General features: G+C 68.6%; 25 protein-coding genes. 8 read left to right on the top strand and 17 right to left on the bottom strand.

The genetic code is table 11. The features are described from left to right. Positions 1-5: 5 nt before the first annotated feature. Positions 6-1136, bottom strand: coding sequence for a radical SAM family heme chaperone HemW (gene hemW / locus BJP32_RS13785; RefSeq protein WP_076224526.1), 1131 nt, complete (start codon positions 1134-1136; stop codon positions 6-8). 115 nt (positions 1137-1251) lie between these two features. Continuing rightward, entirely contained in the window at positions 1252-1854 is a 603-nt protein-coding gene (gene rdgB / locus BJP32_RS13780; protein ID WP_046652653.1) for an RdgB/HAM1 family non-canonical purine NTP pyrophosphatase, read from the bottom strand. Between the two features lie 440 nt (positions 1855-2294). On the opposite strand from rdgB, the gene BJP32_RS13775 reads away from it, so the two are divergent. From BJP32_RS13775 to BJP32_RS13765, 3 genes are read left to right on the top strand one after another with little or no spacing between them, the layout of a single operon-like run. After that, a complete protein-coding gene (locus tag BJP32_RS13775; RefSeq protein ID WP_052748002.1) occupies positions 2295-2909 on the top strand; it encodes a DUF2975 domain-containing protein in 615 nt (204 codons plus the stop codon). A gap of 24 nt (positions 2910-2933) precedes the next feature. Then, positions 2934-3167, top strand: coding sequence for a helix-turn-helix transcriptional regulator (locus BJP32_RS13770; protein WP_003166522.1), 234 nt, complete (start codon positions 2934-2936; stop codon positions 3165-3167). A 2-nt stretch (positions 3168-3169) separates the two neighbouring features. Next, positions 3170-3790, top strand: a complete 621-nt coding sequence (locus BJP32_RS13765; protein WP_046652654.1) for a Smr/MutS family protein — start codon at positions 3170-3172, stop codon at positions 3788-3790. Here the strand turns inward: BJP32_RS13765 and ccmB are convergent. Then, the gene (ccmB, locus tag BJP32_RS13760; protein ID WP_046652655.1) at positions 3787-4452 is read right to left on the bottom strand and encodes a heme exporter protein CcmB; all 666 of its coding nucleotides are present in this window, start codon (positions 4450-4452) and stop codon (positions 3787-3789) included. The genes BJP32_RS13765 and ccmB overlap by 4 nt on opposite strands. Then, positions 4449-5069 (bottom strand): heme ABC exporter ATP-binding protein CcmA, encoded by a 621-nt coding sequence (gene ccmA, locus BJP32_RS13755; protein ID WP_046652656.1) that lies wholly within the window; start codon positions 5067-5069, stop codon positions 4449-4451. Before ccmA ends, ccmB begins: the two co-directional genes overlap by 4 nt. A gap of 186 nt (positions 5070-5255) precedes the next feature. Between ccmA and acnA the strand changes: the two genes are divergently transcribed. The 3 genes from acnA (at position 5256) to BJP32_RS13740 (ending at position 9077) form a co-directional block, all read left to right on the top strand. After that, a complete protein-coding gene (gene acnA / locus BJP32_RS13750) occupies positions 5256-7961 on the top strand; it encodes an aconitate hydratase AcnA (protein ID WP_046652657.1) in 2706 nt (901 codons plus the stop codon). 146 nt (positions 7962-8107) lie between these two features. Beyond that, a complete protein-coding gene (locus BJP32_RS13745; RefSeq protein ID WP_003166528.1) occupies positions 8108-8593 on the top strand; it encodes an antitoxin Xre/MbcA/ParS toxin-binding domain-containing protein in 486 nt (161 codons plus the stop codon). A gap of 7 nt (positions 8594-8600) precedes the next feature. Beyond that, positions 8601-9077: an RES family NAD+ phosphorylase gene (locus BJP32_RS13740; RefSeq protein ID WP_046652659.1), complete on the top strand. Its 477-nt coding sequence runs from the start codon at positions 8601-8603 to the stop codon at positions 9075-9077. A gap of 6 nt (positions 9078-9083) precedes the next feature. On the opposite strand, the gene BJP32_RS13735 is transcribed toward BJP32_RS13740, so the two are convergent. Beyond that, a complete protein-coding gene (locus BJP32_RS13735; RefSeq protein ID WP_046652660.1) occupies positions 9084-9977 on the bottom strand; it encodes a hydrogen peroxide-inducible genes activator in 894 nt (297 codons plus the stop codon). Between the two features lie 228 nt (positions 9978-10205). On the opposite strand from BJP32_RS13735, the gene BJP32_RS13730 reads away from it, so the two are divergent. After that, positions 10206-10760, top strand: coding sequence for a peroxiredoxin (locus BJP32_RS13730; protein ID WP_003166530.1), 555 nt, complete (start codon positions 10206-10208; stop codon positions 10758-10760). A gap of 264 nt (positions 10761-11024) precedes the next feature. Then, positions 11025-11558 carry a carboxymuconolactone decarboxylase family protein gene (locus BJP32_RS13725; protein ID WP_046652662.1) on the top strand — a complete coding sequence of 178 codons (534 nt, stop codon included), beginning with the start codon at positions 11025-11027 and terminating at the stop codon, positions 11556-11558. A 77-nt stretch (positions 11559-11635) separates the two neighbouring features. On the opposite strand, the gene BJP32_RS13720 is transcribed toward BJP32_RS13725, so the two are convergent. The 12 genes from BJP32_RS13720 to BJP32_RS13665 all read right to left on the bottom strand — a co-directional run bounded on the left by BJP32_RS13720 (position 11636) and on the right by BJP32_RS13665 (position 20714). Further along, entirely contained in the window at positions 11636-12055 is a 420-nt protein-coding gene (locus tag BJP32_RS13720; protein WP_046652663.1) for a helix-turn-helix domain-containing protein, read from the bottom strand. Positions 12056-12156: 101 nt separating this feature from the next. Beyond that, positions 12157-13746 carry an apolipoprotein N-acyltransferase gene (gene lnt, locus BJP32_RS13715; protein ID WP_095046044.1) on the bottom strand — a complete coding sequence of 530 codons (1590 nt, stop codon included), beginning with the start codon at positions 13744-13746 and terminating at the stop codon, positions 12157-12159. Continuing rightward, entirely contained in the window at positions 13743-14198 is a 456-nt protein-coding gene (ybeY, locus tag BJP32_RS13710; protein ID WP_046652665.1) for an rRNA maturation RNase YbeY, read from the bottom strand. The genes lnt and ybeY overlap by 4 nt, the downstream gene beginning before the upstream one ends. Continuing rightward, a complete protein-coding gene (locus BJP32_RS13705) occupies positions 14198-15205 on the bottom strand; it encodes a PhoH family protein (protein WP_046652666.1) in 1008 nt (335 codons plus the stop codon). Before BJP32_RS13705 ends, ybeY begins: the two co-directional genes overlap by 1 nt. Before the next feature lie 104 nt (positions 15206-15309). Then, complete coding sequence (gene miaB / locus BJP32_RS13700; protein ID WP_076224510.1) at positions 15310-16701, bottom strand: tRNA (N6-isopentenyl adenosine(37)-C2)-methylthiotransferase MiaB; 1392 nt, start codon at positions 16699-16701, stop codon at positions 15310-15312. Between the two features lie 58 nt (positions 16702-16759). Beyond that, positions 16760-17230: a Fur family transcriptional regulator gene (locus tag BJP32_RS13695; protein ID WP_003166535.1), complete on the bottom strand. Its 471-nt coding sequence runs from the start codon at positions 17228-17230 to the stop codon at positions 16760-16762. Positions 17231-17267: 37 nt separating this feature from the next. Then, positions 17268-17702 (bottom strand): ribosomal protein S18-alanine N-acetyltransferase, encoded by a 435-nt coding sequence (gene rimI / locus BJP32_RS13690; RefSeq protein WP_076224508.1) that lies wholly within the window; start codon positions 17700-17702, stop codon positions 17268-17270. After that, the gene (tsaB, locus tag BJP32_RS13685) at positions 17699-18397 is read right to left on the bottom strand and encodes a tRNA (adenosine(37)-N6)-threonylcarbamoyltransferase complex dimerization subunit type 1 TsaB (protein WP_076224506.1); all 699 of its coding nucleotides are present in this window, start codon (positions 18395-18397) and stop codon (positions 17699-17701) included. The genes rimI and tsaB overlap by 4 nt, the downstream gene beginning before the upstream one ends. Positions 18398-18455: 58 nt before the next feature. Next, the gene (locus tag BJP32_RS13680) at positions 18456-18824 is read right to left on the bottom strand and encodes a helix-turn-helix domain-containing protein (protein ID WP_046652671.1); all 369 of its coding nucleotides are present in this window, start codon (positions 18822-18824) and stop codon (positions 18456-18458) included. A gap of 60 nt (positions 18825-18884) precedes the next feature. Continuing rightward, positions 18885-19469, bottom strand: a complete 585-nt coding sequence (locus BJP32_RS13675) for a helix-turn-helix domain-containing protein (RefSeq protein WP_076224505.1) — start codon at positions 19467-19469, stop codon at positions 18885-18887. 61 nt (positions 19470-19530) lie between these two features. After that, complete coding sequence (locus BJP32_RS13670) at positions 19531-20088, bottom strand: NifU family protein (protein ID WP_046652673.1); 558 nt, start codon at positions 20086-20088, stop codon at positions 19531-19533. 158 nt (positions 20089-20246) lie between these two features. Next, the gene (locus BJP32_RS13665; RefSeq protein WP_046652674.1) at positions 20247-20714 is read right to left on the bottom strand and encodes a universal stress protein; all 468 of its coding nucleotides are present in this window, start codon (positions 20712-20714) and stop codon (positions 20247-20249) included. Positions 20715-20749 lie beyond the last annotated feature (35 nt).

Genomic DNA, 20749 nt, shown 5'->3' with positions numbered 1-20749 from the left:
GCGGTCTAGGTCAACAGGGCCTTGAGCACCGCGTCCAGCAAGGGCCGCCCGCTTGCCGTGGCGGCAATACGACCGTCCTTCAGGCTCACGAAGCCGTCGGCCAGCAGATCGGCCAACCGACCCTTGTCCGCCGACAGGCCCAGCCGCTGCAGCAGGGACAGGGACACGCCCTCGACCGTGCGCAGACCCAGCAGCACGCGTTCCTCGTCAGCGTCCTGCGGCTCCAGAACCTCGCGCTCGGCCCAGGGCGATCCGGCGGCGACGCCCGCGACATAGTCGCCGATGCGGCGCGCGGCCACGGTGGCGACCCGCCCTTCAGCCAGCGTCATCCGCCCATGCGCTCCCGGCCCCAGGCCCAGATAGTCCCCGCCGCGCCAGACATGCAGGTTGTGGCTGGAGCGGGCGGCCACGTCGCGAGCGTGGTTGGACACCTCATAGGCCTCGAACCCCGCCCCCTCGAGCGTCGCCTGCGTGGCTTCATAGAGGGCGGCGGCCAGATCCTCGTCCGGCGGCGCCCAGGCGCCGCGCGCCACGGCCCGGCCGAAGGCCGTCGTCCCCTCGATGGTCAGCTGATAGGGCGAGATGTGCTCGAACCCCAGATCGAGCGCCGTGGTCAGCTCGGCGGTCCAGTTCGCGACGCCCTGGCCCGGCCGGGCGTAGATCAGATCGATCGACAGGCGCGGAAAGGCGCGGCCCGCCAGGGCGATGGCGCGGCGCGCCTCGGCGGCCGAATGGTCGCGGCCCAGGAACTTCAGGGCTGCGTCGTCGAACGACTGCACCCCCATCGACAGACGGTTGATCCCGGCCTGGGCCAGGGCGGCGTAGCGCCCGGCCTCGGCGTCGGTGGGATTGGCCTCCAGGCTGATCTCAATATCGCCAGAAGGGGGGAACAACGCCCTGGCCCGCTCGACCACCGCCGCCACGGCGTCGGGCGGCATCAAGGACGGCGTGCCCCCGCCGAAAAAGATCGAGGCCAGGGCGCGCGGCCCGACCAGGGCGGCCTGCGCCTCCAGGTCGTTCAGGATGGCCTGCGTCAGCTCCGCCTGCTCCTGCGTCCGCCCCCGGTCGCGCACCACGTTGAAGTCGCAATAGGGACAGATGCGCGCGCAGTAGGGCCAGTGGACGTAGAGGGCGATGGAGTCTTTTTCGTCCCTATCGCCGCCCTCGCGGAGGGCGGCTGCTTGAGGGACAGATGGATGCTCGCCCCTATCGCCGCCTTGGCGCAGGGCCCCGGCTCGTGCGGCGGGCGTCTCAGTCAATCAGCGCCGCCTTGAGGCGGGCGAAGGCGCGCGCGCGGTGGCTGAGGGCGTCCTTCTCGACCGGGTCCATCTCGCCGAACGTCAGTTCCGAGCCTTCCGGCCGGAAGATCGGATCATAGCCGAAGCCCCGGTCGCCGCGCGGCGGAAAGACCAGTTCACCGTCGATCCGCCCCTCGACCACCACGCAGGGGCCGTCGGGCCAGGCCACCGCCAGGGCCGAGGTGAACCAGGCGCGGCGATCGGTCGATGCGATCTCCTCCAGCCGCTGCTCGACCTTCTTCATGGCCAGGGCGAAATCCTTGGTCGGACCGGCCCAGCGCGCGGAATAGATGCCCGGCGCCCGGTCCAGGGCCGCGACCGACAGGCCGGAATCGTCAGCCAGGGCGACCTCGCCCGAGGCCTGGGCCGCGTGACGCGCCTTCAGCATGGCGTTGCCGACGAAGGTGCTCTCCGTCTCGTCCGGCTCGGGCAGATTCAGCTCTCCGGCGGTGACGATCGTGTAATGTCCATCCAGCAGCGCTTCGATCTCGCGCGCCTTGCCCGGATTGTGGGTGGCGGCGACGAGCCGCATCCCCTTGATCAGCTTGAGATTCATGGCGCGACCTTAGTCCCGTCCGGTCCATTGCGAAATGGTAACATCGTTAAACGATATGTAAGTTGGCTTTCGTCGGCGCACGACCTATCTTCATTTTCAAGGACGGACGGCCGCACCGTTCAAACGAGAGAAACATCTCGCAACAATGATCCAGCGGTACAATAGATACGCACAAAAAACGTGCATTGATGGAGAGACCGATATGCAAGCCATGCACAAGACCAATCTGATGGACCGTCTGGCTCACAGCCTGGGCAACGCCTTCCTGCTGGCCGCCCTGCCCGTCGCGGCGATCGCCCTGATCGTTCAGAGCTTCTGATCCTGCAGAGTTCGAGGGGGACTTTGACGATCGCCATGAACGCCGTGAAGAATAGAGCCGTGCGCGGGTCGGCCGGACCCGCCGCGGCGACGGCGCCCCTGTCCCCGGCCTGAGACGCCCGATGACGCGCTTGCGGAAACCGAACCGGCTCGCCACCGCCGCCCAGACCCCGCTTCGCGCCGCCCAACTGCGGACGCCGAACCTGAGGACCATCGGTCCCGGCTCCGTCGCCAGCCTGCTGAAGATCGCGCTGGACGTGGCCTATGTGGTGATGATCCTCGTCACCGGCCTGCTGCTGCTTCTGTGGGTCGCCTCCATCTTCATACCCATCGACAATCTGAACGTGACCGTCTCGGACGGCGCGGACGGCCGCGAGATGCCGCTGACGCGTCCGTTGCTGCTGTTCGCCCTGGGCGCCCTGAGCGCCTATTTCGGCGGCTTCCTCATCATCCTACGCCATCTGCGCAAGATCTTCCGCACCCTGACCCTGGGCGACCCGTTCCAGCCGGACAATGTGCGCCGCCTGCGCCATGTCGGCCTGATCCTGGCCGTCGTCACCGGCGGGGTGTGGATCGTGCAGGGGCTGGTGGCGTCGCGCCTCGCCCCCGGCGTCATGGAGCCTCAAGGCGTCAGCGACCTGCTCACGCCCGTCTTTTCCGTCCTGGTCGTCTTCGTCCTGGCCGAGGTGTTCCGCGAAGGCGCCCGTCTTCGTCGCGAATCCGAACTGACGATCTGATCGAGAAACGCTAAAGCTCCCCCCATGGCCATCCGCGTCCAACTCGACCGCATCCTCGCCCAGCGCCGCATGTCGCTGACGGAGCTCGCCGACCGCGTCGGCGTGACCGTCGCCAACCTGTCCATCCTCAAGACGGGCAAGGCGCGCGCCGTGCGTTTCTCCACCCTGGACGCCCTGTGTCGCGAGCTGGACTGCCAGCCCGGCGACCTTCTGGCCCATGAGCCCGGTCCGCCGGACGCCTTCGACGACGAGGGCTGAGCGTGGCCCGCCCCCCTTCGGGCAAGGGACCGCCGAAATCCGCATCCGCGACCGGCGACGACGACAAGCGCATCTGGAACCGGGTGACGTCCACAGTGACGCCGCCCGTGCGCCGCAAGGCCGCGCGCGTGACGCCCGGCGCCGTCATTCCTGCGCTTGGAGACGAAGCCGCGCCTCTCGTCGCGCCGCTCCCGCGCGGCGTTGCGGGCAAGAAACGCGCGACGGCCCTGACGCCCGCCTCGGCCGGACGCTCAGCGACGCCTCCGCCCCCGAAGGCCGCGGCGCCACGCCCGCGCCACGCGCCCGAAGAGCTTGAGCCGCGTCGTCAGCGCCGCCTGTCGCGCGAACGCGATCCGATCGAGGCGCGCATCGACCTGCACGGTTTCGGCCGCTTCGAGGCCGAGGATCAGCTGCGCGCTTTCCTGATCGGTTGCCAGATGCGCGGCCTGCGCTCGGTGCTGGTCATCACGGGGCAGGGCAGGCGCGGCGGCGGGGTCATCCGCGCCTCGGTCCACGAATGGCTGACCGGGCCGCATCTGCGCGGCGTCGTGTCCGGCTTCGCCTCCGCCCACCAGCGCCACGGCGGCGACGGGGCGCTCTATGTGACGCTGAAACCGCGCTAGCCCTGCGCGTTCCTGACCGCCGCCGCGCCGGCGATCGGCGCGATCACCAGGGCGAACAGGACATAGGCGCCCAGCAGGGCCAGCGCCGAGGCCGGGCTCTGCCCGCTGGCCGCGCGGGTCAAGGCGCCCGCGCCGAACACCACCGGCGGGATGAACAGCGGCAGCACCACCACGGCGATCAGCAGACCGCCGCGCCGCGCGCCCAGCGCCAACGCCGCGCCCAGCGCCCCGGTGAAGGCGAACCCCAGACCGCCCAGCGCCGCCGAGGCGCCAGTCAGCACGATCAGTTCCGGCGGCTGGCCCAGGGCCAGGGCCGCGACCGGAGCGGTCAGCGCCAGCGGCAAGCCGGTCGCCAGCCATTGCGCCAGAGCCTTGATCGCCATCAGGGCCTCCAGCGGCAGAGGGCCGGTCGCCAACAGGTCCAGCGCCCCATCCTCCAGATCGCGCTCGAACATCCGTTCCAGCGACAGCAGGGAGGCCAGCGCCAGCGCCATCCACGACGCGCCTGACGCCGCCGGGGCCAGAACGCGCGGGTCGCCGCCCGCCGCCAGCGGCAGGATGGCCGTCAGGCACAGCAGGAAGCCGCAGGCCAGCAGCGGCCCGCCGCCGCCGCCCCAGGCCAGCGACAGCTCGCGCGCGAACAGGGCGCGCACGGCCTTCATCGCGCGCCTCCGAGATCAAGCGGGCGGGCCGGAACGGGCAGGGGGTCGTGCACGGCGGCCAGGATCATGCCCCCGCCCGCCAGATGTTCAGCCATCAGTTCGGCGGCGACGCCCCGCCACGCCTCGTCCAGCGGGGCCAGCGGTTCGTCCAACAGCCACAGGGCGCGCGGGGCGGCGACCAGGCGCGCCAGCGACAGCCGCCGCCTCTGCCCCGCCGACAGCTTGCGCGTCTCCAGATCCAGCAGGGGCGTCAGCTTCAGCCGCTCGACGGCCGCGTCCATGGCGGCGGCCGAACCGCCCAGCCATTCGACCTGAAAGCCCAGCTCCTGCCGCGCCGTGCGCTGGGGCTTCAGACCCTCGTGATGGCCCAGCAGGTGAAGCGCCGAGCGCCGGGCCGTCTCGGCCTCCACCGCACCGTCGGCGTCATGAAAAACGACCGCGCCCGCATCGGGCCGGATGAAGCCCGCCACGGCGCGCAACAGGCTGGTCTTGCCCGCGCCATTCGCTCCGGTCAGGGCCGCCGCCTCGCCCGCCGACAGGGCGAAGGACAGGTCGCTGAACAGCCGACGTTCGCCGCGAGACAGGCTCAAGCCCTGAATGTCGAGACGGATCAGCACTTGCGAGTCTCTATCAATGTCCACGTCGAGGGTGTGGGTACATGGACGGCCCTCGCGCGCGGGACTATATGCGCTAGCGCCGCAGCAGGCTTTCGCCGCGCGCGCCGGGGACCTGTGCGCCCCGACGTCCAGCGCGCGAAGGCGCAACCGAATTGTCGGGCGGCGTTTGTCAGAGGACTACTCTCCATGCCGTCGATTGACAGCCTCAAGACCCGCCAAGACCTCGCGGTCGGGCGCAAGAAATACGCCTATTACAGCCTTCCCGCCGCCGAGGAAGCCGGTCTGGCCGGGATTTCCCGCCTGCCGCGCTCGATGAAGGTGCTGCTGGAGAACCTGCTGCGCAACGAAGACGGCGTCTCCGTCACCGAGGACGACCTGAAGGCCGTCGCCGCCTGGATCGAGAACAAGGGCGCCGTCGAGCATGAGATCGCCTTCCGTCCGGCCCGCGTGCTGATGCAGGACTTCACCGGCGTTCCGGCCGTCGTCGACCTGGCCGCCATGCGCGATGCGATGGACAAGCTCGGCGCCGACGCCAAGAAGATCAACCCGCTGGTCCCGGTCGATCTGGTCATCGACCACTCGGTCATGGTCGACCACTTCGGCAACGCCCAGGCCTTCGGCCAGAACGTCGAGCGCGAGTATGAGCGCAACATCGAGCGCTACAACTTCCTGCGCTGGGGTTCGTCGGCCTTCAACAACTTCCGCGTCGTGCCCCCCGGCACCGGCATCTGCCACCAGGTGAACCTGGAGAACCTGGCCCAGACCGTCTGGACCGCCGACGAAGGCAAGAAGACCGTCGCCTATCCCGACACCGTGGTCGGCACCGACAGCCACACCACCATGATCAACGGCCTGGCCGTCCTGGGCTGGGGCGTCGGCGGCATCGAGGCCGAGGCCGCCATGCTGGGCCAGCCGATCCCGATGCTGATCCCCGAAGTCATCGGCTTCAAGCTGACCGGCAAGCTGCCGGAAGGCGCGACGGCCACCGACCTGGTGCTGACCGTCACCCAGATGCTGCGCAAGAAGGGCGTGGTCGGCAAGTTCGTGGAATTCTTCGGTCCCGCCATCGCCGGCATGACCATCGAGGACCAGGCCACCATCGCCAACATGGCCCCGGAATACGGCGCCACCTGCGGCTTCTTCCCCGTCTCGCAGGCCACCATCGACTATCTGACGGCTACCGGCCGCGAGAAGGCGCGCGTCGCCCTGGTCGAAGCCTACGCCAAGGCGCAAGGCCTGTGGATCGACGAGACCTCGGAAGACCCGATCTTCACCGACGTTCTGGAGCTGGACATCTCGACGGTCGTGCCGTCGCTGGCCGGTCCGAAGCGTCCGCAGGACCGCGTTGAACTGACCGTCGCCGCCCCGTCGTTCGAAGAAGCCCTGACCGGCGTCTTCGCCCGTCCGGCCGACGCCCCGCGCGCCGCCGTGGAAGGCGAGAGCTTCGACATCGGCGACGGCGATGTGGTGATCGCCGCCATCACCTCCTGCACCAACACCTCCAACCCGTCGGTCCTGATCGCCGCCGGTCTGGTGGCGCGCAAGGCCAACGCCCTGGGCCTGAAGCCCAAGCCCTGGGTCAAGACCTCGCTGGCCCCCGGCTCGCAGGTCGTCACCGACTATCTGACCGACGCCGGTCTGCAGAAGGATCTGGACGCCCTGGGCTTCAACCTGGTCGGCTACGGCTGCACCACCTGCATCGGCAACTCGGGTCCGCTGGATCCGGCCGTGTCCAAGGCCATCAACGACAACGCCCTGGTCGCCACCTCGGTGCTGTCGGGCAACCGCAACTTCGAAGGCCGGGTGAACCCGGACGTCCAGGCCAACTACCTGGCCTCGCCGCCGCTGGTGGTGGCCTACGCCCTGGCCGGTTCGATGCGCATCGACATCACCAAGGAGCCGATCGGCAAGGACAAGAAGGGCAATGACGTCTTCCTGAAGGACGTGTGGCCGACCTCGGAAGAGATCGCCGCCATCCAGAAGAAGTCGGTCACGCCCAAGATGTTCGCCAAGCGCTACGCCGACGTCTTCAAGGGCGACGAGCACTGGCAGGCGATCGCCGTCACCGGCGGTCAGACCTATGAGTGGGAAGACACCTCGACCTACGTCCAGAACCCGCCCTACTTCGAGGGCCTGACCATGGAGCCCGCTCCGGTCACGGACATCGTCGAAGCGCGCGTGCTGGGCATCTTCGGCGACTCGATCACCACCGACCACATCTCGCCGGCCGGGTCGATCAAGAAGGCGTCGCCCGCCGGTCAGTACCTGACCAACCACGGCGTCGACGCCCTGGACTTCAACAGCTACGGCGCCCGCCGCGGCAACCACGAAGTCATGATGCGCGGCACCTTCGCCAACATCCGCATCCGCAACAAGATCACCCCGGACATCGAGGGCGGCGTCACCAAGCACTTCCCCTCGGAAGAGACGATGTCGATCTACGATGCGGCCATGCGTTACCAGTCGGAAGGCCGTCCGCTGGTCGTCTTCGCCGGCAAGGAATACGGCACCGGCTCGTCGCGCGACTGGGCGGCCAAGGGCACCCGCCTGCTGGGCGTCCGCGCCGTCATCGCCGAAAGCTATGAGCGCATCCACCGCTCGAACCTGGTCGGCATGGGCGTCGTCCCGCTGCAGTTCAAGGAAGACGGCTGGCAGAAGCTGGGCCTGACGGGCGAAGAGATCGTCACCATCCGCGGCCTGACCGACGCCAACGTCGGCAAGCTGAAGCCCCGCCAGGATCTGTGGGTCGAGCTGTTCCGTCCGTCGGACGGCAAGATGGCCCGCTTCCCGGTCCGCTGCCGCATCGATAACCAGACGGAGCTGGACTACTTCAAGGCCGGCGGCGTCATGCCCTACGTCCTGCGCAACCTGGCGCGCGGCGACGAGAAGTAAGCGGTCTCAAGCCGCGCGAAAGCGCGTTAGAGCAACCCGAATGAAGGCCGGCGGAGCGATCCGCCGGCCTTTTTTCTTGGAGGCCGAGATGAGTAGGGAAACGAAGCCCTTGCCGCATCGCCGTTTGACGACCATATTATCGTCATATGACGAAAGCCGCCGCCATGACCGCCCTCGACCTCTACGCCTCGCCCGAGACCCTGCCCGCCAGCGACGCCGCGCGGATCGGCAAGCTGCTAGGCCTGAACGACAATGAGACGATGGACGACGTGGCCCTGGCCGAGCGGGTGTCGCAGGGGCTGAAGCCCGCCGCCGCCGCCGCCCTGGGCCAGGTGATCGGCATGCCGCGCGTGGTCGGCCAGATCATTCCCGAGGCGACGCTGCGGCGCGCGCGCACCAGCCGCAAGCCCCTGTCGCGCGAGATGAGCGAGCGCCTGTACGAGGTCGGCCGCGTGGTCGACGCCGTGGGCCGCGCCTATCGCGGCGACAGCGCCGCCGTCGTCCGCTTCCTGAACCGCCCGCATCAGTTGCTGAACGGCCGCACCCCCCTGGCCATGGCCCAGTCCAGCTCGGCGGGAGCCGAGGCGGTGATCAATCTGGTGCGCCGCGCCGACGCCGGCTTCGCGGTCTAGGTCCGGCATGCACCGTCGGCTGGACGACGCGCTCAAGGGATTCCGCATCGGCGACCCGCGCGGCGAATATCCCATCTGGAGCGACGGCGGCTCGCGTCGGGCGTCCGGCCGCTGGCACGAGGCGGGCCAGAGGGTGATCTACGCCGCCGAACACTATTCCACCGCCATGCTGGAGAAGCTGGTCCATTTCGGCGGCGAACTGCCGCTGGGCCAGCATCATGTGGAGATCCACATCCCGGCGGGCGTCTCCTATGAAGTGGTCAATCCGGACCTGGTCCCCGGCTGGGCCGAGCCGGGCGGGGCGGCCGCGCGCGCCTTCGGCCGCGCCTGGCATGCGGAAGCCCGTTCGGCCCTGCTGATCACGCCCTCGGTCGTGGCGCGGATGGAGCGCAACTTCGTCTTCAACACCGCCCATCCCGACTTCGCCCGCATCAAGCCGGGGCTGGAGACGCCGGTCTGGTGGGACAGCCGCCTGTTCGGCTGACGCGGCTCAGTCCAGCTTCAGCGCCTCGGCCAGCAGACGCGCCTCAGCGGCGCGGCTGGACCCGGCGCGCCAGGCGACGACGATCTCGCGACGCGGAGCCTCCGCCGAAATCGGGCGGATCACCACGCCCGGATTGTCGGCCAGCCCCGCCTGAACCGCCATCTGCGGCAAGAAGCTGACCCCCAGCCCTGAGGACACCATCTGCACCAGGGTGTGCAAGGAAGTGGCGGCGAAGACGTCCTCGCCGCGCGGCGCCTCTATATTGACCGCCGCCAGCGCCTGGTCGCGCAGGCAGTGGCCGTCCTCGAGCAGGATCAGGTCTTCGGCCTTCAACATGCCGTCGGGGATCGGCCCGGCCCCCGCCAGCGGATGATCCACCGGGGCCGCGGCCATGATCTCGTCGTCGCCGATGCGGGCGTGGTCGATGCCGGAGGCCTCATAGGGCAGGGCGATGACGGCCGCGTCCAGATGGCCCGCCTTGAGTCCGGCGATCAGACGCGGCGTCAGATCTTCGCGCAGGAACAGGCGAAGGCCCGGATAAAGGGTCTTCAGCCCCGGCAGGGCGCGCGGCAGCAGGAAGGGCGCGACCGTCGGAATGACGCCCAGACGAAACCGGCCCGACAGCGGCTTGCCCGCATTCTGGGCCGCCTCGACCAGATCCTCGGCGCGAGCCAGCACGTCTTCGGCCCGGCGCACCGCTTCGGCGCCCACGGCCGTCAGGATCACCGCGCCGCGCGTGCGTTCGACCACCGCCGCGCCCAGCACCCGCTCCAGCTCCTGCACCCCTGACGACAGGGCGGGCTGGCTGACATGGGCGGCCTCGGCGGCGCGGCTGAACGAGCCGTGCTCGGCCAGGAGCTTCAGATATTGCAGCTGACGCAGGGTAGGCAGGACGGACATGGGTTCACACGGCTATGCGGTCAGAGCTGACATAGGGCGCATCTATCGTCAGGCCTGAACCAATCGAGCGGCCTTATATCACCTTTCGCCTCGATCATAATATAAATCTATTCCATCGAGCAAAATGATCGATTTGACTTAAGCTGCGCCAGGGGCCATCTCATGGCTTCGACGGTTCGCACTCCCCGCGATCCGGCGGTCCATTTTTCTGCATCTAGGAGAAGCGCGATGCTCGGCGTCGGTCAAAAACTGCCTGATTTCAAAATTATCGGCGTCAAGCCGGGCTTCAACAGCCACGAGGAAAACGGCGTCTCGGCGTTTGAAGCCGTCACGCAGGACAGCTTCGAAGGCAAGTGGAAGGTCATCTTCTTCTACCCGAAGGACTTCACCTTCGTCTGCCCGACCGAAATCGCCGCCTTCGCCAAGCTGGGCAAGGACTTCGCGGACCGCGACACCGTGGTCCTGGGCGGTTCGACCGACAATGAGTTCACCAAGCTGGCCTGGCGCCGTGACCACGCCGACCTGAACAAGCTGCCGATCTGGCAGTTCGCCGACAACGGCGGCAAGCTGGCCCGCGCCCTGGGCGTGTTGGACGAAGAAGAAGGCGTGGCCCTGCGCGCGACCTTCGTCGTCGACCCGCACAACGTCATCCAGCACGTCTACGTCACCAACCTGAACGTGGGCCGTTCGCCGGAAGACACGCTTCGCGTGGTCGATGCTCTTCAGACCGACGAGCTGTGCGCCTGCAACCGTCCGGTCGGCGGCGACACCCTGGCCGCGTAAGTACTGGCCCAAGGGTCGCAACGACCAGGCCCGGACCGCGTGAGTAGGGTCCGGGCCGCCCCTCGAAAGAGGCGGCGGCGGGCGACTGTCGCCGCCTTTTTCATGCCTGATGATTTTATTTGGGCGCTATGCTCGGCTCGCGGAGCCTCGCGACTTGAGCGCCCATCACGAAATACGGCCCCAAAAGACGGCTCAAGAAGTAAGCGACCGCGTCGCGAACGATAGCCGCTCTTTGAAGCGTCGCTTCCTGAAAGGAACACGAAAATGTCCATCGACGCCCTGCGCGACCTGATCCCGGCCTATGGCAAGGACATCTCGCTGAACCTGTCCTCGCTCGCCAATGAGACTGTGCTGAACGACCAGCAGAAGTGGGGCAGCTTCCTGGCCTCGGCGCACGCCATCGGCGTCGGCCCCGTGGTCAAGCTGATCGAGGCCCAGGCCGCGACGGCCATGACGCCCGAAGCGATGAACGCCGCCAAGGCCGCCGCCGCCATCATGGGCATGAACAACATCTACTACCGCTCGCTGCACCTGATGAAGAACCAGGAGTACACGACGCTGCCGGCCAAGCTGCGGATGAACGTCATCGCCAATCCGGGCGTCGACAAGCTGGACTTCGAGCTATGGTCGACCGCCGTCTCGGCCATCAACGGCTGCGGCGCCTGCCTGGACGCCCACGAAGGCGAGCTGCGCAAACACGCCGTGCCGAACGTCCAGATCCAGGCCGCCCTGCGCATCGGCGCCGTGGTCCACGCCGCCAGCCGCATCGTCGCCTCGGAGACGGCGCTGACCGCCTGATCCCAAACGAGCTCCAAGACAGGAAAAGGCGCGGATCGCTCCGCGCCTTTTTCTTTGTCCGCTGGCTCGCGACGCCTTCAGCCGTCGTTGTCGGCGTCGTCTTCGACCAGCTCGCGCATCAGATCGACCACCAGCTTCTGCTGGCGCGACGACAGGCGCGGCGCCAGACGGCCGATCTCTATGGTCTGACGAGTGGCGGGAAAGTCGTGCACGAAGGGCTCCGCCTCGCCCTCGGCCATACCCGGCTGGACCGCGCCGGTCAGCCCCTCGAAGAAATAGCCGATGTCGACGCGAAAGAAGCGGGCGATGTCCCACAGCTTGGACGCCGAGATCCGATTGGCGCCCTTCTCGTATTTCTGCACCTGCTGGAAGGTGACCCCCAGCGCCTGGCCCAGATCGGTCTGATTATAGCCCAGAGCGATGCGCTTCTCACAGACGCGCCGTCCCACATGCCGATCCACCAGATGGGGACCATCAGCCCCGGAACCCCTGACCATGTCCTGCCCTCTTCCCTGTTTTTCTTGTCGACATGCCGCCGCCCCCGGCCTCTGTCATGCGTTTTCGCGTCTCAGGGGCGCAGTCGCCCCTCACGATATGGTTAACGCGCCGGTCTCCCAATTCCGGCGCGGCCCCGCCCCGCGATCAGCATTATAATCAGCAAGACGGCGAACCCCATATCGCCCCACCGGCCGTAAAGCGTCGGCGGCGCCGCCTGCGGCAGACGCACGTCGATGATCCCCGCCTGGCCGGGGTCCAGCCGCTTGCCCTCCACGATCCGTCCCCAGGGGTCGATCATGGCCGAGACGCCTGTCGGCGTCGCCCGCGCCACCGGCAGACCGGTCTCCAGCGCACGATAGGAAGCCAGGTTCAGATGCTGGCGCGGACCCGACGTCTTGCCGAACCAGGCGTCGTTGGAGACGTTGACGATCCACGCCGGGCGCGTCGCCGCCGTCGCTGGCGTAAAACCGGGATAGAGGGCCTCGTAGCAGATCAGCGGCTGCACCGGCGGGGCGTTGACCAGGCTGATCGGCGCGGGCGTCGGTCCGGCTGTGAAATCGGCGGGGACGTGGACCAGGCTGCGCACCCCGATCTTGCTCATCAACGCGCCCATCGGCAGGTATTCGCCGAACGGCACCAGCCTGTGCTTGTCGTAGATTGGGCCGATACGCAGGCCCATCGCCCCTTCGTCGTGCAGGGCGAACAGGCTGTTGTAATAGCGGGCGCCGGTCTCGGCGCTGGGATCCGGCTCGCCCCGGCTCAGGCCCGCCAGCAGCGTCTGGCCTGTCTGCAACGCAGCGGCCACGGCATAGGCGTCGTTGGTGGCGAACAGATCATTGGCCGTGGTCGGCAGGGCGCCCTCGGGCCAGATCACCACGTCGGGCAGGGCGGCGGCGGGCTGGGCGGTCAACTCCAGATAACGACCCAGGATGGCGTGATAGGCCTCGGGGCTCCACTTGTAGTCCTGGGCGATGTCGGCCTGGACCAGGCGCACCAAGGTCGGCGTCTGCACCACCTGCGCCGATGACAGGCGCACGGCGCCGAAAACGAACAAGCCGATCAGGGTCAACGCGCCCAGCCCCGCCGCGATCAGGCGCGGCCGTCGCGGCCCCGCATCCGCCAGAGGCGCCAAGGCGCTGACCGCCGCCACCGTGATCAGGCCCAGCCCATAGACCCCGACGACCGAGGCGAACTGCGACATGGCCGATCCGGCCGCCCAGCCCGCGCCCGCCGGATTCCACGGAAAGCCGGTCAGCACATGGCCGCGCGTCCACTCCAGCAAGGCGAACAGGGCGGCGAACAGCAGGACGCGCCGCGCCCCGGCCGGCCGGAGCCAGCGATAGGCCACTGTCGCCAGCCCCCAGAACAGCCCCATGCCCGCCGGCAGCAGGCTGGCCGCAAACGGCGCCATCCATGCCTGCGCCGGATTGACCAGAAAGGCTTCAGCCACCCACCAGCAGCCGATGAAGAAATAGGCGAACCCCGCCAGCCAGCCGACCCAGAAGCCCCCCTTCATGCCCCCGGCTCGATCCGCCAGCAGCAACAGCAGGGGATAGCCAAGCAGGCCCGGCAAAAAGCCGAACGGCGGATGGACCAGGGCGGCGCCCGCCCCGGCCAGCAGCGCCAAGCCGATCCGGCCCCAGCGATGGTTCAGCAGGCCCGCGAACCGGGCGGCGAGCGCCCCGCTCACGCGGCGCCCTCATGCTCGGCTGCATAGGGATCGGCGACGCCCAATTCGCCCAGGATCTCGCGCTCCTCGGCCTCCATCTCCTCGGCCTCGGCGTCGTCCTCGTGATCACGGCCCAGCAGGTGCAGCACCCCGTGGACGACCAGATGGCTCAGATGATCCGACAGGGTCTTGCCCTGCGTTTTAGCCTCCGCCGCGCAATAGGCGTAGCCCAGCACCACGTCGCCCAGATGCGGAAAGGCGCTCTCGGCGGCCGGAAAGGACAGCACGTTCGTCGGCCGGTCCTTGTCGCGAAAGCGCGCGTTCAGATCCTGCACCGCCGCGTCGTCAGCCAACAGCACGACCACATCGCCTTCGATCGTTCCCAGGGCCGCGCTCGCCGCGCGTTCGGCGATCGCCGCCGCCTTGGGCAGGACCTCGGTCCAGCCCTCGCTGTCGATCTCGACCTCGATCATCAGGCGTCGTCCTCAAGGTCGGGGAAGGGGCGGCTGCGCGCGGCGTCGCTGTCATAGGCGCGCACGATGCGCTCGACCATGGCGTGGCGCACCACGTCCTCGGACTTGAACTGCTGCACGCCGACACCCTCCACGTCCTTGAGGATGCGCAGGGCGTGGGCCAGGCCGGAATCGCGCGGGTTCAGCAGATCGACCTGCGACGGATCGCCCGTCACCACCATGCGCGCGCCCTCGCCCAAGCGGGTCAGCACCATCTTCATCTGCATCCGCGAGGTGTTCTGCGCCTCATCGACGATGATGAAGGCGTGGCTGAGCGTGCGGCCGCGCATGAAGGCGATGGGGGCGGCCTCGATCTCGCCCTTCTCGCGGCGACGGCGCACGTCGTCGACGCCCAGGATATCGTTCAGCGATTCCCAGATCGGGGCCAGATAGGGGTCGACCTTCTCGTTCAGATCGCCCGGCAGGAAGCCCAGCTTCTCGCCCGCCTCGACGGCCGGGCGGGTGATGACCAGCCGGTCCACCTGCCCCCGCTTCAGCAGGGAGGCGCCGTAGGCCGCCGCCAAAAAAGTCTTGCCCGTGCCCGCCGGGCCGACGCCGAAGGTCAGTTCGCAACGGCCCAGCATCTCCAGATAGCGCGCCTGAGACGCCGTCTTGGGGGCGATGGCGCCGCGACGGCCGACGGGCAGGGCGGCGCCTTCGGGCACGCTGCGTCCCCCGCTGCGGCCCGCCGGTTCGGCGCGCGGCTGGGTCACGGCGGCGCCCAGGGCGGTGCGCACGTCGGCCTCGGTGATCTCCGCGCCCGCCTCGGCCCGGTTCGACAGGGCCTCGATCACCCGGCGCGCCTGGGCGCGATCCCGCGTCGAGCCATTGATCGACACCCCGCCGCCCGGCGTCTCGACCAGCACCTTGAAGGCGTCCTCGATCAGAGCCAGATGGCGGCTCTGCGGCCCGATGACGGCGCGCAGGGCCGCATCGCTGAGGGACAGGAACTCGGACTCTCGCGCCATGAGATCTCCTTAAGAGTCCCTGTCGCCTCGCATGCGGTGCGAGGCTGCTTGAGGGACGTTATTGCGTGCTCCTGTCCCGCACACGGCGCGTGGCGAAACAGGCGTCAGTTCGTCTGGATCAGGCGACCGGACAGGCTGTTCTGCTGGCCGCTGATGATCTCGACCGGAACGATCCGGCCGATCAGTTGATCCGCGTCCTCGACGTGGACCGATTGCAGATAGGGCGAGCGGCCGATGGCCTGGGCGCCGTGGCGGCCCTTCTTCTCGAACAGCACCGGCAGGACGCGCCCAGCCAGCGACTGATTGAAGGCGACCTGCTGCTCGGTCAGCAGGCCCTGCAGGGCGTGCAGACGTTCCTTGGCCACGGCGTCCGGCACCTGGGCCGCCATGGTCGCGGCGGGCGTGCCGGGACGCGGCGAATACATGAAGGAGAAGGCGCTGGCGTAGTTCACCCGCCGCACCAAATCCATGGTGTCCTCGAAATCGCGATCCGTCTCGCCGGGGAAGCCGACGATGAAGTCGCCCGACAACGCCATGTCCGGCCGCGCCGCGCGGATGCGGTCGATCAGGTCGAAATACTTCTGACGCCCGTGCTTGCGGTTCATCAGGCGCAGGATGCGGTCCGAGCCCGCCTGCACCGGCAGGTGCAGATAGGGCATGAGGGCGTCCAGTTCGCCGTGCGCCGCGATCAGGTCGTCCGACATGTCGTTCGGGTGGCTGGTCGTATAGCGGATGCGGTCGATGCCGGGGATGTCCGCCAGGGCGTAGGCCAGCTTCGCCAAGGTGAACGGCTTCCCGTCCGGCCCCTCGCCATCATAGGCGTTGACGTTCTGGCCCAGCAGGGTGACTTCGCGCACGCCCCGGTCGGCCAGGGCGCGGGCCTCGTCCAGCACGGCCGCCACCGGCCGCGACCATTCGCCGCCGCGCGTATAGGGCACCACGCAGAAGGTGCAGAACTTATCGCAGCCCTCCTGCACCGTCAGGAAGGCCGTCACCCCGTCCGTGCCGCGCGCAGCGGGCAGGGCGTCGAATTTTTCGTTGGGGGCGAAGTCTGCGCCGATGCGCTCGCCGCGCGCCCGCGCGGTGCGGGTCAGCAGTTCCGGCAGCTGGTGATAGGCCTGGGGCCCCACCACCAGATCGACCGCCGGCTGGCGCTTCATGATCTCCTCGCCCTCGGCCTGGGCGACGCAGCCGGCCACGGCGATGGTCATGCCGCCGTCGCGCGCCTCCTTCATCTGCCGCAGCTTGCCGAGTTCGGAATAGACCTTCTCGGCCGCCTTCTCGCGGATGTGGCAGGTGTTCAGGATGACGAAGTCGGCGTCTTCCGGCGTCTCGGTCGGGGCATAGCCCAACGGCCGCAGCACATCGGCCATGCGCTCGGAGTCATAGACGTTCATCTGACAACCGTAGGTCTTGATGAACAGGCGCTTGGGCGCGACGCTCGCGTCAGATGCGCCAGCGTCCGCCGGGGCGGGAAGGTCGAGCGTATCAGTCATGCACGGCTTATGATCGCCGAAATCGACGACGGCAAGACGACGCGAACGCCGACGGCGGTCAGTCTTCGGTCTCGTCGCGCGGACGGCGCTTATAGATCAGGCCTTCGCGCTCCACCGGCTCGGCGCCGGGGATGACGTGGCCGTAGAGCTCCAGCTTATGGCCGACCAGCTCATAGCCCAGCTTGCGCGCGATCTCGGCCTTCAGCCGCTCGATCTCGGCGTCGAAGAATTCAATGACCTCGCCCGTCTTGGTGTCGATCAGGTGGTCGTGGTGGTCGTCGCCCGCCTCTTCATAGCGGCTGCGGCCGTCGCCGAAGTCGTGCTTCTCGACCACGCCGGCCTCTTCGAACAGGCGCACGGTGCGATAGACGGTGGCGATTGAGATGTGCGGGTCGATCGCCGAGGCGCGGCGATACAGCTCTTCCACATCGGGGTGGTCTTCGGCGTTCGACAGGACGCGGGCGATCACCCGACGTTGCTCAGTCATGCGCATGCCGCGTTCGGCGCAAAGTTTTTCGATCCGGTCCATGGCGGCGAAGATAGGCTGTACCGTCGCCTTATGGAAGCTATTCAGGGAAGTTCAGGACAAGCGTCAGCGCGTCCTCCCGGCGTCCGTCCGTATGCGAATAATAGCCGCGACGGCGCCCCATCTCGACGAAGCCGTTTCGGGCGTAGAGGGCGCGGGCGGCGACGTTGCCTTCAGCCACTTCCAGGAACATCCGCTCGGCGCCCAGGGCGGCGGCCCGCACCACCGCCGCCTCGACCAGGCGAACGCCCAGGCCCGCGCGACGCGCCGAAGGCCGCACCGCCAGGGTCAGGATCTCGGCCTCGTCGACCACGACGCGGATCAGGATGAAGCCGTCCTCCTCGGCCACGGCGAACACGCCCGGCGAAGTCAGCAGTTCGGTCAGGGCCGCTTCATCCCACGGCGTCGCAAAAGCCTCGGCGTGGATCGCGGCGAGACGCCCAGGATCGGCAGTCGGGAAAAGCGGCGCGCTCACGCGGCGGGCTGGCGCGGCTGGCCCGGCAGGCGGCTGGGCGGCGTAGCGTCGGGCGCGCGCAGATAGAGCGGCTGCGGCGGCGACGTCGCCGGATCGGCGGCCAGGGTCAGCGCCGCCACCGCCTCTGGCGTCGGCGCGGGCAGGGGGTGCAAGGCCGCGCCCGCCAGCTCAGGGAAGGTCTCGGCCAGAAGCGCCGCCCCGCTGCCGACCAGGGTCGGCTGTGCGGCTCCGGCGGCGGCCAGGATGCGGTCGCGCGCCGTCTCCAGCGGCAGGGCCTCAGCCTCGCCCAACGGCGCGCCGTCGCGGAACAGGCGCGCATAGACCTGGCCCCGACGCGCATCGATCACGGCGGCGACCATCCCCTTGGCGGGAACCGAGGCGGCCAGGGCGTCCAGCGTAGAGACGCCGACCACCGGCCGATCCAGCGCCGCGCCCAGACCCAGCGCAAAGGCCAGACCGACCCGCAGGCCGGTGAAAGAGCCCGGCCCCACCGTCACGCCGATGCGGTCGATCCCGTCGAAGCCCCCCGCCTCGGCCGCCGCATCGCGCGCCAGACCGCCCAGACGCTCCTGATGCCCCTTGGCCATGACCTCCGCGCGCACGCCCAAGGCGTAGGGCGGGGCCGCATCCGCCTCGCCCGTGAACACCCCCGCAACGCAGGCGCCGAGCGCCGTGTCGATGACCATGACCTTCATGGTTCTGTCCCTAATGCGAAACCGCTTCGGATGCGACCGTCACGACGCCGGGCGTCGATCAGGCGCCCGCCATGGCCTGGGCGACCCGCGTCAGGGCCCGGCGCGCGCCTGCGTCGGGAATGCGGGCGAAAGCCTCGGCCAGACCCCGCCCCTCGGCGCTGGCCAGAACCGGATGGACCAGCTCGACCTCCCCCTCGACACTGGGGCGCGCGGGAAAGAAATCGGCGACCGAACATCCCATGGCGGTCGCCGCCTGATGCAGGCGCGAAGCAGAGACGCGGTTGGCCCCCGTCTCATATTTCTGAATCTGCTGGAAGCTGACGCCCAGTTCCCGTCCGAGAACGGACTGAGACCAGCCCAGGGCGGACCGCCGGGCGGCGATGCGCAGGCCGACTGCCTGGTCGATATGATGACTGCGACGCGACATGACCCCTCCGGTTTCAACCAGAGCGTTTCATGACCCGCGCGAGAATGCAACTATTTTGTTTCATTCATCGTCAAGGCGGCCGGTGACCGCCGACATCGACTGGATCTGCGAGCGCGCGATCCGCTCCGACCGATCCAGACCGCCCGCGCCGAAGACCACCACTTCCGCATCGTCGGCGCGATCATAGAGACGAACCTTCTGAACACCGTCGTCCATCTGGATAATGCAGCCCTGTCCCCGACGCGGCCAACGCCCCGGCGCATATTCCAGCACCGTCCCGGCGGAGGCCCAGGGCGTCAGCTCATCCGTCTCCAACCGCAGCCGACGCGACGCGATGGGAGCGCCCTCGAACGCCCGGCCGCGCGCCGAAACTCCATTGGCGGCAAGGACTTCAGGTGAAGCCGGCTCGCCTTCCAGCTGCAGGACCAAGGCTTCAGGCGTGGCGTCCAGGGCGCCGGTCAGGCGGCGCTGAACGTCAGGACGAAACAGGCTGGAGCGCTTGCCCGCCTCATACAGGCCCCAGCCCTGGCTGGTCATGCCGATCCGCTGGCCCGCCTCGGCCTGGCTCAGACCCCGCTCGCGCCGCAGCGTCGCCAGGGCCTCGCCCAGGGCGCGCGCCTGGAATGTCTCGTCCGAACCGCTCATGGCGCCATCATGCCCGACGACGCGCCGTCCGACGAGTGTTTCATGTGAAACAGGGCGGCGCTTACAGCACCTGTTCGACGCTGGTCACTTCGGGAACGTAATGGCGCATCATCTGCTCGACCCCGGCCTTCAACGTGGCGGAGGAGGAGGGGCAGCCGGCGCAGGCGCCGCGCATCCGCAGGCGCAGCACGCCGGTCTCCTCGTCGAAATGGTCGAACAGGATGTCGCCACCGTCCTGAGCCACGGCCGGACGGATGCGGCTGTCGAGCAGGCTCTTGATCTCGGCCACGATCTCCGTGTCCTCGCCGGCGTCCTCGGTCGCCGTTTCGCCCTCGCGCACCAGCGGCGCGCCCGAGACGAAATGATCCATGATGACCGACAGGATCGGCGCCTTCATCTCGGTCCAGTCCGGGCCGTGGGCCGCGCGGGTGACCGAGACGTAGTCGGCGCCAAAAAAGACGCCCTCGACCCCTTCCAGCTCAAACAGAGCCTCGGCCAAGGGCGAGGCCGCCGCTTCATCGATCGTGCGATATTCCAACACGTCCTGAACCGCGACGTCGCGGCCCGGCAGGAACTTCAGGGCGTTGGGATTGGGCGTGGCTTCGGTCTGGATGAACATGAACCCCAGATGCGCCCTGCGACGCCATGGTTCAAGTGGGCGTTAAGCCCCAAGGACAGAGCCGACGACGCAACTCTCCATCAACGCCGCTCGGCCTCATGGTCCCGCCCAGGTCGCCCAAGCCGCGAGGCCCCGCGGCCGAGCATAGCGAATCCGGATTACGCCAGATCCAGAATCTCGGCCTCGGTCAGTTCGCCGGGAACGATGGTGACGGGCAGCTTTCGGCCGGTGAGGGCGGCGCCCTGTTTCAATACCGCCGAGACCAGGGGGCCAGGGCCGCGCCCGTTGGCGCCCGCAGCCAGGATCAGGATCTTGATGTCGGGATCATCGCCGACCGCCTTGCGAATGGCGGCCTGGGGATCGCCTTCCTCGATCAGATAGACGGGAGGAGCGCCGGACGTCTCGGCGACCTTTTCGCCCAGCCGGGCCAACAGAGCCTCGGCCTCCTCGCGTTGTTGGCGTCGGATTTCATCGCGGACGCCCGACCAGTGCTCGTCCGATCCGCCGACCAGGGCGCGTAACAGCACCACATGGCCCCCGGTCGAACGCGCGCGGCGCGCGGCGTAGGCCAGGGCCGCGTCCAATTCGGGAGTGTCGTCGACGACGACGAGGAACTTCCTGGGCATGGGCCCTCCGGTTCGCTGAACAGCAAGGGCCACCT

It is taken from the genome of Brevundimonas sp. ZS04, assembly GCF_001956865.1.
Lineage (GTDB): Bacteria > Pseudomonadota > Alphaproteobacteria > Caulobacterales > Caulobacteraceae > Brevundimonas > Brevundimonas diminuta.
The sequence above is the reverse complement of the archived record's forward strand: the minus strand, read 5'-3'. Positions and strand labels throughout refer to the sequence as shown.